This window comes from Butyrivibrio fibrisolvens, assembly GCF_023206215.1.
Taxonomy (GTDB): domain Bacteria; phylum Bacillota; class Clostridia; order Lachnospirales; family Lachnospiraceae; genus Butyrivibrio; species Butyrivibrio fibrisolvens_C.
The window spans coordinates 2256605-2274628 of the sequence record NZ_CP065800.1 but is presented as its reverse complement, the minus strand read 5'-3'; the positions used below and the strand labels follow the sequence as shown (position 1 = coordinate 2274628).

Here is an 18024-nt window from a genome sequence, read left to right as displayed (position 1 = left end):
AAACCGATCTATTATCATCTCGTTATTTATTATTTCATTATTTCAAATAGACCTATTCAGTTTTTATCACCTGTGTCTTTCTTCTTGCTACCCTTTGAAGATGATGTCTTCTTGGAAGTGCTCTTCTTTGCTGCAGGCTTCTTTACATCTTTTCCTTCAGGGAACTTGGTGATAGTGCTCTTCTTAGTTACCTTCTTAACAGCTTTCTTTGGAGCCTTCTTATCAGAAGTTCCCTTATTGGAGCCATCTTCATTGGTACCTGTCTCAGCGAGCTTCTCTATAGCAGCATCAGATACTATAGCAAAGATCCTTTCCTCTTCGATCTTGTCATACTTTTCTTCTATTGCCTTCTGCTGCTGGGCAAGTTCCTTCTCGTATTTGGCCTTAAGCTCAGCAAGCATCCTTGCCTCTTCCTTCTCATGCTTACTAAGAAGAAGTGAGCGGCTCTTCTCCTGCTCTGCTATCTTCTTCTCATGAGCCTCTTCTCTGATCTTACGGATCTTCTTCTCCTTATCTGTATAAGGAATGTAAGAAAATACTGCAAGTGAAAGAGGTGCAAGCTTAACAGGCACGCTATACTTGCGGCCATCAGCTTCTATAAGCTCAGCCTCGATCTTCCTGTCATTGACTACGCCGCTTCCGCCAAAATCCTTGGCATCTGTATTAAGAATTTCTTCATAGCGTCCATCGTGGTTGACGCCTACTCTGAACTCTCTCTCAACACCAGCCATGTTCATGACTACAAGAAGCTCTTCCTCGTCCTTGCTGCTCTTTCTGACAAAAGCAAGCATGCACAGATCTGCTGCCATCGAGTTGATCCATTCAAAGCCATCAGTCACATCATCAAGCTCATAAAGTGCCGGATGATCGAAATACATCATATTGAGCTTGTATATGAAGTTCTCCATCTGAAGGCCGCGCTCCATAGATACAGCATTTCTGCCATGATAGAGCATCTTCTTGCCGGGATGAACCATCATATAAGCAAGTATCAGTCTGACATTGGACTCCTTCTGGTCATCATCACCAGGCATCATCTCTTTAAGGAAAGGATATCCGCCGACATCTTCATGTGACAGAGCCAGTATGAACTTCTCTGTATATGAATACATCATAGAGAATGTAAGCTCATTGTGATGCTGACCCCTGAAGATAGGATCATACTTCATATACTCAAGACAGTCATGTGACCATCCATTGTTCCACTTGTAGTCAAATCCCAGTCCGCCCTCTTCAACAGTATCTGTAAGATGCGGCCAGCATGCTGTCTCCTTGGTGATAAGAAGGATTCCCTGATCCAGCTGATTGACCTTTTGTGTGAGTTCTCTCATAAACTCTACAGCTTCAAGGTTCTCATATCCGCCGTAGATATTAGGAGTCCACTCGCCGGGCTTTCTGTCATAATCCAGATACAATACTTTTGATATATCTGTGATACGTAAACCATCAATATGGAATTCTTTTAATAAGTATAAAGCATTAGCATACAGGAAATTGGTTACCTGCTTGCGTCCGTAGTCGAATATCAGACGATGAGTTCCAGGCTGGGTTCCCTTGCCGGGATCCTCATACTCGTAGAGAGCATGGCCATCGAAGTAGGACAGTCCATAATCTCTTTTGGGAAAATAAGTAGCTGTCCAGTCAAGGATAACACGTATACCTTCCTTGTGGCAGGCATCTATAAATCCCATGAAATCCTCTGCTGTTCCGTACTCACCTTTTATCGCATAGAAACTGTTAACATCGAATTTGTGAATTTCATCATGCTCACATACAGGAAGAAGCTCTATAGCATTAAAACCATTGGCCTTAACATAATGGATCACACGAGCTGCCAAAGCTGCATATGTAACATCTTCATTATCTTCAAATGCAGTCTGTGCAAATCCGTCAAGAGATAGCTCTACTATAGAAAGGGCGCTGCCTGTTTTGTCATAAGTCTTCCTCTGAGTCATCCATGCCTTGTCATCCCACTTATATGAAGGAGCCGCAGCAACTACAGACACCTCAGCTTTATAATCTTTGGTTCTTGTAGCATACGGATCGGGACGAAGGAATATCTCTCCGCCTCTTGTCTTACACTCAAACTGATACTCATGACCTTCAGTTACATCAGGAATAAAAAGTTCATAGATACCGCTCTCATCTACTCTCCTCATCTGATGTATACGGCCATCCCAGTTATTAAAGTCTCCTATTACCGATACTCTGGCAGCATCGGGCGCCCACACTGCAAAGTTTACACCCTCTACTCCATCTCTTTTCATCATATGAGCACCAAGCTTGTCATAGATCGTATCATGCATACCGCTTGAAAACTTGATACAATCCTCCCTTGTTATAAGAGGCTCATACACATATGGATCATGAGATACAGTCTCCTTACCGGTCTGATCTACCAATACGTAATGATAGGAGAATCCTGCCTTGTATGGCAGCAAAGCTGCATAGAATCCCGCATCATCCTCAAGATCCATCTTGTAAGTCTTGCCATCAGATGATACTACTTTGACCTCTGCATAATCAGGACGAAATGTCTGAATCAGAACAGAATTCCCAACCTTATGTGCTCCAAGAATACGATGCGGATCGTGTCCGTCCGAATAAATTATCTCCTCAATTTCCGGCCAATTCATCAACTTATAAAGTCTGTTGTTCACGTGGTTTTCCTCCGTTTCAACTTCTTTTTTATTGTGGTGCTGAAAAAACTAAAGAACATAAATAATACAGAACGCTTTAAAGATTCAGTAATATATTATCACATAACTTGCACACTTACATCGAAAAAAACAAGAATCATTAATGTAATGATCAGTATATCACAACCGGAGTACCTATTTCGACATAACCATAAAGTTCTTCTGCCTTATCTGTAGGAAGATTGATGCAGCCATGAGAACCTTCGTTTTGGTATATATCTCCTCCGAACTCATCCCGCCAGGACGCATCGTGCATTCCAACGCCCTTGTAAACAGGCATCCAGAATTTGACAAAAGACACATAGCCTCTGCCTCTTAGATATCTGTTTCTAGCCTTGCCATATACATAGAATACACCTGTGGGAGTATCTCTTCCTCTTGCCACATTGCCTGTAACAATATCGCAGCTAAGCATCAGGATCCCATCTTTATAATAATACAGATGCTGATCCTCTATACTGATCTCCACATAGGTATTGCCTATATCATCAGAGCCTTTACTTGCAGCCACCTGTTTATAGGTAGGTTCGTGAGTCTCTTTGATCCCTTTTATGATAGAACTTATCAGATATTCAAACTCATTATTACTATCTATCTTATTGCCATAAGTTCCGCCGTCAATTGTTATAGTCTTACCTCTACTGGTGTAAAAAGACCTGCTGCCGCCCACAGTACTATACTGACCGCATAGTTCCTGCACACCTTCATATAGCGCAGATTCGCTTACGATGATGTTGCCCGCATTATCTACTGCAAATCCATTCTCTATATAATATTCTTTGGGAAAAGATGTTTCCTTGCCGCCAACAATAAAGTTGCCACTCCCCGGCTGATTCTTCTTGGGCTTTTGAGACTTTAGATCCGGCGCCATATCTTCTGTAACTATGGCACTGCTCATAAAAGATCCGCTAAGCTCTATTTCATCATCTCCAAATTTATATACTATTCCTATATCCTGGATCTTACTTATCTTTTCAAAAGTCTTCCTGACAGACTTCATTTCATCAGTAAGCTCAAGCTCTTTGTAACATGAATCCAGCAAGCCAAGATCAAGATTGCTGCTTCCGCTTCTTAATGCTATTTCGACCTGCTTGAGTATCTCGTCATATACAGGTACGTCTCCTGTAGTATCAATAAGCTGATAACCTTCATCAACTATGTTTACTATTTCTATAGTTCTGTCCTCTTCTTTAAGATCGAACATAGACCAGGAGGATACTATGTTCCGGAGCTTCTCTTTGTCATATGTTATATCAGCGGCCATAGTAAGCTCCTTGCCATTAACAAGATGATAGATCCAGCTGATCACATTCTGATTGTCAAAAGCCGCCTGCAGGGACTTGGTATAATCTGCTTTAATATTAACATCAGAAGCTCTGACTATGTACTCCTGACCCTCTAAATCTGTAACCGTGATGTCACAGGGTTCATACTCGTTGTTTAGAAGCTCTGCTGCCTTACTAACAGACAGGCCTGTAATATAATGTCCCTGAGCCCATGTCCCAAAAACAAAACGGTCGTGATAATAGACTGCCAGAGCCATATAAACGGCTGCAGCCACTATCACGATCCCTATTAAAATACCACTTGACCATTTAATTATAGTTTTCATATACTCATGATACCACAATTAAAAAGTTTTTATTATCTATTTTTCGATTATTTACCGATATTTAGTTATGCCGTTTTCATCTCAGCTCAAAATCTTTACTAACCGAGAAAGCCATATGTAAAATGCTGCAGCTCTATCACTTAGCACATCTCAAGATACAAGGATGCAAGCTGATGGTTTACGTCAAGTTGCAGAGCTTTATTAAACCATTTTGCAGCTTCCGGAATGTGTCCAAGACCCATGTTGCCAAGGCCCATGAGGTAGTAACAATGGACTTTGTTCTTTAGATCCATATCTGCATCAAACACAGACATATCCGGCATTGATACTGCGAAGTAATCCATTACGAACTTATCGCCCTCGTGATGTTCACCGTAATCAAGGAGTTTATAGAATCTGGTATTAGCATTGCCAATGTCATCAAGTTCTCCATAAGCAAGTCCCTGATAGAGTATCATATCTGCCGGCTGGTCATAGTAGTACATCATGCCGGCAGGCTCGCTTTCGCCAAGTGTAGCTTTTCTAAAGCATTCGGCAGCTTTCTCAATCTCACCCATAGCTTTATAACATTTTCCAAGAAGGTAATATAGATTATTGTCTTTGGTTCCTTCGAGTCTTCCTTCGCCAAGGTTGTCAGGATATGAGAGTGCCTTGTTAATAAGGCTTGCAGCTTCTTCCGGCTTATCATCACGCAACTTACCTCTTGCCATCATATATAGTGATAATTTGTACTGGGTTGTTATCTTGCCTTCGGCGCCTTCCCAGGTCTGGAAATCATGCCGCATTATCATGTCGTAGGCCTTTTCATACTGCCTGCACATATTAAGAAGGGTCACATACTCGGTATATAAATCGTCTCTTTTTTCTATAAGAGATATATTATCTTCAAATAGCTCGAGGCGCTTTGCAGCGTCTACTCCAAGTCTTTGATATAACTGATCAAGCTCTAAGAAAACTCTTGCATCGCTCTTATTAAGTTCAAAAGCTCTCTCCATGCACTCTCTGGCCTTATCCTTGTCGCCTTTTTTGTTGTAATAAGCTATAGACAGGTTCCTATAGAGCGTTGGGAAGCTGTCATCAAGATTTCCTGACTTCTCCCACAGATCCACTGCTTTGTTATATCCAAGCTTGTCATAATACAGGCATCCCAGATAATAGTAAGCTTTTGAGCCTTGAGGATACAGTTCTATACACCTTTCCAATACCAGGATATCTTCAAGTTTGTTAGGGAAGCAGTATTTGAAGGATGCTTCCTGCGCAAGGAGCAGTTCCTTATGTGCCTCATCATGTCCGGCAAGTTTATCAAGATAGTATGCTCTGTAATAGTGCTTCAAAGGGCTATCCTGCTTGCATAATGAAAGGACCCTTGCGGCATATTCATAAAGACCATATTCGGCAAAATCTCGGGCTGTCTGGAGGAAGTTCTCTATATCCCCTGTGACTACTTCTTTATATTCTTCTTTATGATCTTTTATATATTCTTCTACATGCTCTTCTTTATAATTCTTGCACTTCTCCTTCTTATCTGTTTCTAAAACATTCTCATCTGCTGCCGCCGCTTCCCGAAGCTCAGTCGCCATCTTCAGGAATCTGGAAACAAAGTCAAAGGCATCAACCTTAAGGTTTTCATCTATATACTCAATAGATTCTTTATTTCTATTTAGTATACTAAGAAGCGTAGCTTTAAGGCCTCTTGCCTTTATATTATGAGCATTCTTAACAAGCCCTTTTTCGATCAGGTCAAGCGCCCTGTCGTACTCACCTCTTCTGCAATCAATGACTGCAAGATAGTAATAAGCCATCTCCTGCTGGGCACTGGTCCAGGTTGCCTTATAGAAGGCATCGTAAGCTTCATTCTCTTTTCCTTGGTAAAAGAGTGACAGACCGAGGTTGTAATATGCTTCGCTATCATAAGGATTGGGATTTAATAAAGTCAGTCTGTCAATTGCCTTCCTGAAGTGCTTCTCAGACTTGGCAAATTCACCTCTTCTTAATAAAAGAAGTCCATATGCATTGTTGATACGTATATCTCCTTCATCCCTTTTAAGTCCCTCAAGATAGTATCCATCAGGAAGCCAGGTCGCATGACGGTACTGCTCGATATGTCTTCCCGTAAGGTACAATTCCTCATTAGTCATGATATCCTCAGGCTTTTTGGCAGGTCTTGCAGGCTCGGCCAGTTTAGGTATCCCATAGTCTTTCTCCTGATAAGAGACAAGTTCTTTGCCTTCATTATAGACAGTTATCTTAACCTTATATCTGTCAGCATTTTTAGCAGGTATATTTTTGGTATATACATTTTCAGGAGATATTGAGGTCTTTTCATCCAGTATGATTTTATTATTATTGGTAATAATAACTCTTGCATCTTCAAGTTCACTGCTTGCATAGACGATAGCTTCTATATTATCATCAGATACTTCCAGATTAACTGCCGCATCTATACTTGCATTCTTGATATATCCCGCTTTCTTGTATGGTATGAAGTACTGCCTGAACTTCTTCTCCTCATAGGGCATAAGCCAGGCAAAATCAGGCTGGTTGTCACAGTATACACCTGTCATCAGTTCTATATAAGGGCCGTCTGCATCAGTAAGGTTCCTGTCCCAGGCCTTGCCAAAGTCTCCGCACCCCCATGTCCACTGCTTCTTGCCGGGAGATATGTGATGATCAGCTACATGCAAAAGTCCTGCCTCCCTGCCATAATCATAGCCGCCTACAAAGTCAAAATCAGAACGCTCTGCCATATAGGAAGTCGGCACAGGTATATTCTTATATCTTGAGATATCAACGCCCTGGCTGTAATCATGCTTATAATATACGCCGGTAGCAATTGGGAATCTTGATACAGCTCTTTTGCCATGGTCATAGACAGAGTGTACATCAGGCGGGAACACTGACTGGGTGTTGTCATTGACAGACACAGCAGGGTTGGCCCACCACAGGAAAGTCTGCGGAAGTGGCGTTCTGTTATAGAGCTGGCCTTCAATCTCAATATATGCCTTGTCAGGATATAGTGTTATAGCTGTAATGACCCTTGTGCCATACATCCTGTCTACATCTCCAAGAAGAAGCGATTTAGAGCCGTCAGCGTTGTCCCTTATCTTGTGCTCGACCTTCATATATGTTGTGGGTCTGTGATGCTGAGGCCAGTTGAACTCTATGCCGCCTGATATCCAGGGGCCTGTAAGTCCCACAAGCGCAGGCTTTATCACATGATTGTAATATACGAAGTCATAGCCATTGGTCTTGTCATAGGCTCTTTGGATTCTGCCGCCAAGCTGCGGCATGACCATGACTTTAAGATATTTATTTTCAAGGAAAACAACGTTCCAGATCTTATTTTTCTTTTCTCTTTTGATCTCAGATGTTGCAGGATAGGGATAGATCTTGCCGCTGCTGCCCTGATACACTCTCTTTTCAAGAAACATTGGATTGATGTCAGGCTCTCCAATGTCATACGTTGGAATCTCAACCTTCTCTTCCCAAATATTTACTGTATCCATGATGCCTCCTTTTTTAGTCGCGACATGCGGTTAAGTTTAAGTTCTTAATAAATCATACTTACCATATAGATATTTAACAATTAAGAATATTGCCTTATAATGTAAAAAAATTGCTCTATATAAAAGGAGAGCTTCGATGTATTCTACAGAACAAAATATCACGAAGGATTCTCAATACTTTTTGTATACTCCGACAGCCTTGGCGCGCAAATTATTCCTGTATCCTACTGTAATAGGGCGTTTTGAATATATGCCTTCATATACCCTTACAAGAAGCCGTTACGACAGCTATCTTATTATTCTTATAGAAAGCGGCTCTATGGAAATATTGCTCGAGGAAAGGTACCAGACTGCTAGAAAAGGAGATGTAGTTATCATAGACTGTTATAAGCCTCATGCTTATAAGAGCGGTTCCGGATGCAAGGCATTGTGGATGCATTTTGACGGCGCTATGGCAGGAAGTTATTTTGAATACTTGCTCATGGGAAGGGCTAATGAAGAGCTCGAAGATAGAATATTGGTAAGTGATTCATCAAGTGCTATATCTGTCCCAGGCTCAGCTATCATTTCTATGCCAAATTGCAGCATGATACGCAGAGAGCTATTAAAGCTGTATGATTCTTTTGAAAAGCATGAGTTAGTAAGCGAAGCATCCATGAGTCTTATAATAAACAACATCCTTCTTGAACTGATGTCTTTTCATGATCATACGGTTACTTCCGTTCAGGATGGCATCAAGAAAGTCACTGCGTATCTTTCAGATAACTTTTCAAAAGATATATCTCTTGATCAGATGGCAGAGATTGCGGGTTTTTCTCCATACTATTTTGCCAGAAAATTCAAAAAAGAAACCGGTGTAAGTCCGCACCAGTTTCTCATATCAACACGCATCTTAGCTGCCAAATATAATCTTCTTAATACAAGCATGACAATATCAGAGATTGCCTATGCCTGCGGATTTGAGGATGAGAGTGCCTTCTGCTACTGCTTCAGGCAAAGAGAAGGCATTACTCCCAATCAGTTCAGGAAAGGCTCAGGATATCAGAAAACTTTTGAATCTTGATGTCTGTCTTGTCATAGCCTGCTGCATCGCCGATGCCTACAGATGTCATGCCACCAGCTTCTGCAGCATCGATTCCTGAATATGCATCCTCAACTACGTAGCAGTCTTTGGGGCTTTCACCGATATACTCGGCAGCCTTTAAGAAGACCTCCGGATCAGGTTTTGACTTTGTGATATTGGTGCCGTCAGAGATTGCATCAAATGCGTCCATAAGTCCTACTCTTTCAAGTATGAATTTGGTATTCTTACTTGATGATCCTATGGCAAGCTTATATCCCCTATGCCTTAACTCTTTGAGAGTATTCCTTACGTCTGTGCTTACATCATCAGGTGTCATGGTCTCAAGAAGTTTTCTATAGTTATCATTTTTTTCAGCCGCAAGTAGGTCTTTTTCCCTCTGTCCAAGTTTATGGCCTTTATAATTCTCAAGTATGATCTCAAGAGAATCCATGCGGCTTACTCCGCGAAGTCTGTTATTAATAGTCTCGTCAAAATATATATCCATCCTGTCAGCCATCTTCTTCCATGCCTGATAATGGAACTTATCTGTAAAGACGATCACGCCGTCTAGGTCAAAAATAAAAGCTTTCAAAATATACTACTCCTATATCCAAATCGTTTATGCTTTGGATTCTTTTGTATCTTAAATTCTTTTGTACTTTAAATTCTTTTGTGTTTCAAATTTTTCTATACTTTAAATTCTTCTGTTCTTTAAATTCTTTTGTGTTTTAAATTCTTCTGTTCTTTAAGTTCTTTTACACCTTAAAATCTTAGATCCTGCCTTCCGCAGAAAGGATCTATAGGTGACACGCCCTTAAAAGGTGACCTTCCCATGATCTTGTCTATGACAGCCGACATAACATACTCAGAATTGCAATATCCGTTTATGAATGTCTTGACCATAGGCGCATCCAGAAGGTGATAAGGATTGCCAACACTTATGAACATGACAGGCATCTCATACACCATCCAGGGCATGTTGGTTCCAAGTCCGAACATTGTATGCCAGTTGATCCTGGCTACAGTATGGTTGGACGCTGTCTCGATGTTAGCCACGTACATCACAAGGTCATACCTTTCTTTGAGCTTAGCTACAGAATCGACCATTACTTCAAAGCCTTCTTTGACATAAACTGTCACATCGAAGCCTTCCTTAGTGAGCTTATCTACAAAAAAGCTCTGAACCCTGTCATTGGACTCATACTCACCAAGGATCTGAAGAAGGATCCTCTTGTGCTTAACAGGGCTTATAGGAAGAAGATTCTGAGTATCCTTAACAAGTGTTACACCCTTATCCGCACATTCTCTTGCCCAGCTGTCATGTTCTTTGCAGTTAAGGACTTTAAGAGCATCCTCGTCAGGTACAAGAGTGCCTTTTTTCTTCTTAGTGTTAAGTCCAAGGGCAGCCTTGGTTGCCAGTATCCTCTTGACTGCTTCTTCGAGTCTTGCATCCGACAATATACCTTTTTCATAGCCCCTATGCATGTATTCATAGTCTTCATCTATATTTCTATTAAAAAGAAATACGTCACAGCCGCTTTCTATAGTCATAGGAACGGCAGTCTCTCTGTCACAGGCACAGCAAAAGCCAACCATAGGTGTAGCATCAGTAGTTATGAGGCCGTTAAATCCAAGCTTGTCTCTAAGAAGCTTCTTGAGAAGATTTGGAGACAGTGTTGCAGGAATCACTTTATCAACCTCTTTGCCCTCATAGAAGTCTTCATATGAGGGAAGTGCTATGTGACCTGCCATGATGCTAAGAGTCCCGGCTTCTATCATAGCCTCGTAGATCCTGCCGTAGCTTTCGTCCCACTTGGATACAGACAGAGAATTGACACTTGTAAGAAGGTGCTGATCCCTTTCATCTATTCCGTCTCCCGGGAAGTGCTTGACCGCTGTTGCAACGCCTTCCTCTTTTGCCGCCTTTATATAAGCAGTTCCCATATCGATAACCCTTTGAACATCATCTCCAAAAGTCCTGACATTCATGATCGGATTGTGATAGTTCCTGTCGATATCAACTACTGGTGCAAAAGCCCAGTTAACTCCAACTGCTGCTCCTTCCTTGCAGGAAATCTTGCCAAGCCTGTAGGCACTGTCCGTATCATTAGTAGCTGCAACCAGCATCTGCCTTCCGTAATATGTACCTTCTACAGCTGATCCATTGCCGCCGTATTCAAGATTCGAAGCCGTAAGAAGCGGGATCTTGCTCGCCTCCTGCAATATCTTGTGGGCATCTCTTATCTCTTGTCCGGGGCCTTCTCTATAGAGCATTCCGCCGATATGGTACTTGTCTATGAAGTTTTCCAGTTCTTGCTTGTCCTTGGTGAAGATTATCGGGCAAAAGAGCTGTCCGATCTTCTCATCAAGGGTCATGTTGTCATATGTCTCTTCAACCCATCTTATCTTCTCATCGTCAAGAAAAAACGGGTTTGCCTTAAAATCAATCATGTCGCTCCTTAAAAATTCGATTCATTAAACACACGTTGTATTAGGGGATGTTGGTTTGTTTGCCGACTATAGTTGCCCACTTGTCCGGACCGGCATCCTCAAAAGTCTTTACTGGGGCAGGCAGTATATAAATCATTGCCACGCTTTAATCGTTTTTAGACTTCATGGCATGATATCTGAAGCTTTTTATTCTGGGGTCCAAACTCGCTTCGCTCAGACATGTGGACCCCGGGCAGAATAAAAACCTCCAGCTATCACGCTCATGAATTCTACAAAACGATTAAAAAGCGTGGCAATGATTTATATACTGCCTGCCCCAGTAAAGACTTTTGAGGATGCCGGTCCGGACAAGTGGGGGTAGTTATTTATAGATTTTATGTAAAAAGAGGGTGTAACTACATAGGGAATCTTAAGCATAATCCGACATTTTTTAAGATTGATTTTTAGGGTTGTTTATTGTATAAATATCTGATAGCACGCACTTTTTCCTTTTGCTTTGTCATAAGGTGTATTAGATAAGGGATTTTTTAACTTTGATTTGCAATAGTTTACATTGTTTGAAGTTATTTTAAGGTTGAATATTTAAGATAAACTAAACTTCACATTTAGCCAGAGCAGTATCGACAAAGGATTTGCAGGGACGGGCAGTATATAGATCATTGGCATGCTTTTAATCGTTTTATTAACTTCATGAGCATGATAGATGGAGATTTTCATTCTGCCCGGGGTCCACATGTCTGAGCGTAGCGAGTTTGGACCCCAGAATGAAAAGATCCAGATATCGTGCCATGAAGTATAAAACGATTAACAGCATGTCAATGATCTATATACTGCCCGTCCCTGCAAATCCTTTGGCGATACTGCTCAGGCCAAGCGGAAAGTCTAAGAGGTTGAGATGAATAAGTATATTAGTTATGGTGAGTTTCAAAACCACATGAGAAGGTATTATAATCAGTCCGGCAATAAGGTTCAGTTTATTGAGATGATCAATTATCTTGAAGTTAACGGTATGCTCCTTGATGAGCGCCCTGAGCTTGTAATGCCCTACTGGAACAGCGAGTCAACAACCGAAGAGTTCAACAAAGTCATAGACTCTCTGATACTGACAGTTACACCTATGGAGAGCGCGACAAGCACTGTTGAAGAGGGATCCATCATCCCCAAGAGCCGTGATGTGTTCATAATACGCCATCCAAGATATACAAGACGTGATCCCCATCGTCACAACTATTTTGAGATCAATTATGTTGTAGAAGGCAGCTGCAACTTCCATTTCAACGGAGAAGATCTGATTTTAAAAAGCGGCGAGATATGCGTGATAGCTCCCGGCTCTTTGCACGATATCACTATTGATGATGAGTCAACGGTCTATACACTTATGATCAGGAAGAGCACTTTTAACGCCAACTTCTTTTCACTACTGTCCAATAAAGACCTTTTGGGGCACTTTTTCAGAACCATCCTGCAGGATGATTCTCATGAGAACTACCTTTTATTTTTTACCAGGGAAAATAAAAAGCTTAAGAGCTATATGCGTAATGCCCTCTTAGAGTGCCACGAAGGCGATACATATAGTAACAGCTGTTGTATCAACTGGGTCAACCTTATTTTTTCAGAGCTTCTGAGAAACTACAGCAGTACTATACAGTTCTATAATTACCAGATGGGTACTGACTTCTCGCTCATACTTCAGTATATACAGCACAATTATCAGACTCTGACGCTTTCGTCCCTCGCCGAGTTCTTCCACTACAGCGAGCCTCATCTTAGCACTTTGATAAAGCACAACACCGGCAGAAGCTTCACAGATCTTATCAAGGAGCTGCGAATAAATGATGCGATCAACCTTCTTGTTAATACCAATATGAAAGTCAGCCAGATTGCAGATCAGGTCGGCTACAATTCGGCAGATCACTTCTCAAGAGTATTCCGCGGGATCTACAAGGAATCGCCTTTAGAATACCGCAAGAAGCACTCGCAGGAAGAACAGTTCAAACCATTCCAAAAAGAAGAACAGCCAAGGCGGCCCTCGCTTTGATCCCTGATAATCATTGTCAGGATTTTATGAGTCAGTACACTAATATCGACTAGCTTATCATAGATAATCGCTGTCGGATGCACTAAAAAAAGAGGCATATTCCTTGATGTGAGTATGCCTCTTTTTTTACTATAATACGAGATAGTTATCACAAGTTTCTTTTGACATCATATGATATCCTGAACATATCTTAAGCCTCTGAACAAGGCACAGATCTCTTAACTAAGTTCAGGCCACATCTTCCATCTTGCTCTTCATATCTTCGATCTCCTTGGCATATTTGTGCACAGGATTGAACATAACGCTCAGGATCAGGATGATACCTGTAAGACATGGTGCGCCGAACTTCAGGAAGTTAAGTGCAAACAATGTTGACTCAGGCTCCTGACCTATTGCATTGGCTACATATCCTGAAAGTGACAGTACCAGAAGCACTCCGGAGTTAGTAAATGTATTGCCGCACTTCTGGGCAAATCCCTTTATTGAAGAGATAACGCCGTTGGCAGAGATGCCCTCTTTGAGCTGAATATAGTCGATCGCGTCATTTACAAGTACATTTACAAGCGCATTCTGCATTGATGATGTGCATGCTGAGATGAATGTAAGAACGCATAGGAATGTGAAGTTTGTTTTACCAAAGAAGAAAAGAATGATATAGCAGATCATAGATAAGATCTGAGATACCATAAGTGCTCTCTGACCAGTCTTAAATACCTTAAGGAAAATAGGCATCAGGACAACCATTGATACAAGTGCTCCGATAGAGATAACGCCCATGTATACTGAGATAAGGTCTGGTCTCATGTAGTAATACATCATGTAATAAACTGAAGTTGAGAACATAAGTCCATATCCCATTGAAGCCATGATCCATGCGATGATGTTAGGGAAAAGCTCTACATGCTTAAGCACAAGTTTAAGGTTCTTAAGAGTCTCGCCCTGATTAACAGGCTGGAGGTATCTCTCCTTGGATGTTGCAAAAAGTCCCCAGAATGAAACAGCTGAGAGGATGCCGCATACGATCATAAGCGGTATGTATCCGTTACTAAATCCAAGATTTGTAAAAAATCCTGTGAGCTGTGGTGTGAATGTATTACCGATTGTAAATGCTGCTGCGCAGGTACCGGCGCCCATTGTGATGATCATATTTCTCTTCTGGTTGCTCTTAACAGCTGCCGGAAGGATAGCCATCTGAGGCATTGTATACATAGTAACTGTCATGCCGTATCCTATGTATGTCACAAGCACCCATATAAACTTACCTGTTGCAGAGAATCCGGGATTGACCCAGATAAGTACTGAGAACAGTGTTAAAAGAATTGGTGCAAAGATAAAATAAGGTTTGTATCTTCCAAGTTTGGTATGCGTCCTGTCTGCAAGTACTCCCATGATCGGGTCATTGATAGCATCCCAAAGCGTTGCTATGAACATGATAAGTGAAGCCGCTCCTGCTGCCAGCCCCATATGATCTGTCATATACTGGGAAAAATAACTCGAAATAACTGCCGCAATGACCATCGCACCGCCATTGACTGATGTTGCATGGAACCATGAAAAGGCTTTGCTTACATGTTCTTCTTTCTTAGCACTTTGTGCTCCCTGATCTTTAGACATTGTAACCTCCATAAACGTTTTCTCCTTTTTTGTACCCTGTATACCCCGTGTGTTTAATGTGATTACATTTTATAGTTATCAAAACATCGAATCCATGTAATATAATTGTCCAAATCCGACATTTTTTACGATGAGCAAGAATGAGTAAGTTTGAAAGTATTCCACTTTCAAACCCAAATTGGTGTCGCGAGCTCCACCAATTTGAACCATTAGTCACTCGTTTCACTCGCGACATGAGGTTAAAAATGAAGCGGGCCAGCCATTGCAGCCGAGCCTGCAATGGCTAGCCCATATAAATTATATTATCTCGTACTCTGTTACTAGTTCGTCCGTTTTCAGGGTTACAATTCCCTTATTATTATCCAGGCGGCGTACTATCAGCTGACATCTGCCGTTAAAGGTTCTTGTGTCTGAAGTCTTATAATTTGTGACATCTCTTGGATCTGCTGAGCCAAAGCCCATTAGCTCCAGATTGTCTGACAAGCTGACATGGATATCTGTGTCTGACTCTGTGTTGACATTGCCTTCGTCGTCGCAAAGGGATATATTCAGATATACTATTTCCATATTTTCATATGAATCAGAATTGTCACATGACGCTTCTTTCTCCATAGCTTTATCAATGGTTTTGATATTTATAGAGCCATTGCCTATAGCATTATTACAGCTTTCCTTATAGTCATTTTGTTCCCTGACCACTTCAATCTTAGAAAACTCTCCTGCGGTTACCAGAGACACTCTGCCTATCTCTTTGCCGTTTTCGTATGAGACAGCTTCCAGTTCACCTTCTTCATAAGTTATATCAAAAAGTGTTCTGTATCCTTCCTTTTTGCCTGAAGCTTTTCTGCCAAGGCTCTTGCCGTTAAGAATAAGCTCAGCTTCATCTCCGGCCGAGTATACTTCTACTATAACGCCGCTTCCTCTAGGTATATCCCATGTCCATGATGATATGGCATCGCTCATGACCCATGGCGTTGTTATGACTTTTTCACCGTAATGATGAGGATCCTGCACTGCTATATAAGGCGCTTTTCTAAGCCCGAAGACTATCTGCCTATAATAAGAAACGGGTCTTCTAAAGCCTGTGATATCAAAATCTCCGACATATGATAATCTGCATGGATATGAAGCGCCAAAGCCTCCCTCGCCAAACTTATAGGCAGGTATACCTATTCCGGCTTCTCCAATATAATCCCAGCCTGTCCAGGTGAAGTCGCCTATCACTGTACTGTACTTTTCTATTTCAGCCCAGTTCCTTGCTATCTGCGGCGGATAAGTCTCTGATCCTACTATTATCCTGTCGGGATTGTTTACATAATCTTTTTCATATCTTGCAGTCATGTAGTTGTACCCTGCTATATCAAGGAAAGTGCAGGCGTTATCAAGTCTTTGGGATACAGCCTTGTGATTGACGATCTCATCCATGTGAGCATCCATAACTGTCATGAAGTCATTGACATTACCATCAGCATTGCCATCTGCATTATTATCTGCATTTCCATCTGCTTTGCTATCAGTATTTTCTTGTGTCCCTGATTCATTCTCTATTTCAACATCTCTTTTAGCTTCTGTTTCAGCTTCTATTTCAACTTCTGCTTCAGCTTCTATTCCTTCTACATCTTTTGCAGATTTTTGCTCCTTTTTATCACATGCAGCGCTCATTATATCCTGCATTATCTCGCCAACTTTGTCTCCTGCAGCGAATACGCCGTTGATACCGGCTGTTGTATACCTGCTATCATCAAGTTCTTTGACATATGCATTCATCTCTATTCCGATACGGGTACCTATATCCGTACCTATCTCAGGTATCTCATTACCAATTGAATACATGATCACAGACGGATGATTATAGTCCTTCATGATCATGGACTTAAGGTCCTTCTTCCAATCAGTCTCAAAGCTCATACTGTAGTCATAGTCTGTTTTGTTACGAGTCCACATATCTACAAACTCGTCCATAACATATACGCCCAGCTTGTCACAGGCTCTAAGAAGCGCAGGCGCAGCAGGGTTATGAGCTATTCTAAGAGCATTGAATCCCGCTTCTTTCATCTTGCGAACCTGCCTGTACATCACACTGTCATAGGTTGCAGCTCCAATAAGCCCGCTGTCATGGTGGACGCAGGCACCTCTGAGCTTTACAGTCTTGCCATTAACTCTAAGGCCGTGTACTTTGTCCAAAGACATAGTCCTTATTCCGAATGACTCTTCGCTAGAATCCATTATTATATCTTTTTCTGTAGCACAAAAGTCATCTGAAGTAATCACCGATACGCATTTATATAGATCCGGAGTATCTTCAGACCATGGGCTTGGATCAGTAACAGTGATTCTCTGCATGATCTCTCTACTTTCAAGAGGCATCAAGTGCGCAGGCACTTTGACAGAAGCGGCTTCTTTTCCTGAAGGATCTATAATCCTTGTCTCAAGACTAGCCGTAAGCCTGGAATTATCTTTATTATCAATTCTTGTTTTCACAAGGATCTCTGCACTGTCATCATCAAGAGTAAGCGTATTTATACGAACGCCATAAGGAGCAATATGAGCCTTTTCTCCTATTAGCATATATACATCTTTGTATATTCCGCCGCCGCTGTACCATCTGGAGTTTGGCATAGCCCCATTTCTAACAATCACTCTTATCTCATTTTCCGCATCCAGCCTTAAAGCTCCCGTAATATTAACATCTACTACGCTATATCCGTAGTTACAGCTTCCCACAAGCTGCTCATTCACATAGATAGACGACTTTTCATATATTCCTTCAAATCTGACTATTACATCTTTGCCTGCATACGCAGATGATGGAACGTAGAATCTTTTTACATATGTATAGAGCGCGCCCTTAGCATATCCGGTATTAGTCCCGTTAGGGCAGTCCTCATACGGCGTCTCAAGCGCCATTGCATCGTGTGGAAGCGTTACATCTACAGCGTTTTCCGGTATCCCCCATACTAAGGCAAAAGAATCTCCGCCGCTCCAGAATTTCCAGTTATCATTCCATTTCCTGATCTTCATATATGTCCTCTTTCTTACCA

General features: G+C 41.6%; 9 protein-coding genes. 2 read left to right on the top strand and 7 right to left on the bottom strand.

The window, feature by feature from the left end:
* Nucleotides 1-56: 56 nt before the first annotated feature.
* The 3 genes from glgB to I7804_RS09340 form a co-directional block, all read right to left on the bottom strand.
* Complete coding sequence (gene glgB / locus I7804_RS09350) at nucleotides 57-2660, bottom strand: 1,4-alpha-glucan branching enzyme (protein ID WP_248403096.1); 2604 nt, start codon at nucleotides 2658-2660, stop codon at nucleotides 57-59.
* Between the two features lie 151 nt (nucleotides 2661-2811).
* Nucleotides 2812-4311 carry a L,D-transpeptidase gene (locus tag I7804_RS09345; RefSeq protein WP_248403094.1) on the bottom strand — a complete coding sequence of 500 codons (1500 nt, stop codon included), beginning with the start codon at nucleotides 4309-4311 and terminating at the stop codon, nucleotides 2812-2814.
* Nucleotides 4312-4451: 140 nt separating this feature from the next.
* Nucleotides 4452-7817: a DUF5107 domain-containing protein gene (locus I7804_RS09340; protein WP_248403092.1), complete on the bottom strand. Its 3366-nt coding sequence runs from the start codon at nucleotides 7815-7817 to the stop codon at nucleotides 4452-4454.
* A 136-nt stretch (nucleotides 7818-7953) separates the two neighbouring features.
* On the opposite strand from I7804_RS09340, the gene I7804_RS09335 reads away from it, so the two are divergent.
* Complete coding sequence (locus tag I7804_RS09335) at nucleotides 7954-8880, top strand: AraC family transcriptional regulator (RefSeq protein ID WP_248403090.1); 927 nt, start codon at nucleotides 7954-7956, stop codon at nucleotides 8878-8880.
* On the opposite strand, the gene pgmB is transcribed toward I7804_RS09335, so the two are convergent.
* Together pgmB and I7804_RS09325 are read right to left on the bottom strand one after the other, a co-directional pair.
* Entirely contained in the window at nucleotides 8840-9472 is a 633-nt protein-coding gene (pgmB, locus tag I7804_RS09330) for a beta-phosphoglucomutase (protein ID WP_027219085.1), read from the bottom strand. The two genes, I7804_RS09335 and pgmB, sit on opposite strands and share 41 nt — an antisense overlap.
* A 170-nt stretch (nucleotides 9473-9642) precedes the next feature.
* Nucleotides 9643-11331 (bottom strand): glycoside hydrolase family 3 protein, encoded by a 1689-nt coding sequence (locus I7804_RS09325; RefSeq protein ID WP_248403088.1) that lies wholly within the window; start codon nucleotides 11329-11331, stop codon nucleotides 9643-9645.
* Between the two features lie 895 nt (nucleotides 11332-12226).
* Here I7804_RS09325 and I7804_RS09320 point away from each other — a divergent pair.
* On the top strand, nucleotides 12227-13369 hold the full coding sequence (locus tag I7804_RS09320; RefSeq protein WP_248403086.1) for an AraC family transcriptional regulator: 1143 nt from the start codon (nucleotides 12227-12229) through the stop codon (nucleotides 13367-13369).
* A 228-nt stretch (nucleotides 13370-13597) separates the two neighbouring features.
* Here I7804_RS09320 and I7804_RS09315 read toward each other — a convergent pair whose 3' ends face one another.
* Both I7804_RS09315 and I7804_RS09310 read right to left on the bottom strand, forming a co-directional pair.
* Nucleotides 13598-14995: an MFS transporter gene (locus tag I7804_RS09315; protein WP_248403084.1), complete on the bottom strand. Its 1398-nt coding sequence runs from the start codon at nucleotides 14993-14995 to the stop codon at nucleotides 13598-13600.
* Nucleotides 14996-15280: 285 nt separating this feature from the next.
* Nucleotides 15281-18004: a glycoside hydrolase family 2 TIM barrel-domain containing protein gene (locus I7804_RS09310; RefSeq protein WP_248403082.1), complete on the bottom strand. Its 2724-nt coding sequence runs from the start codon at nucleotides 18002-18004 to the stop codon at nucleotides 15281-15283.
* Nucleotides 18005-18024 lie beyond the last annotated feature (20 nt).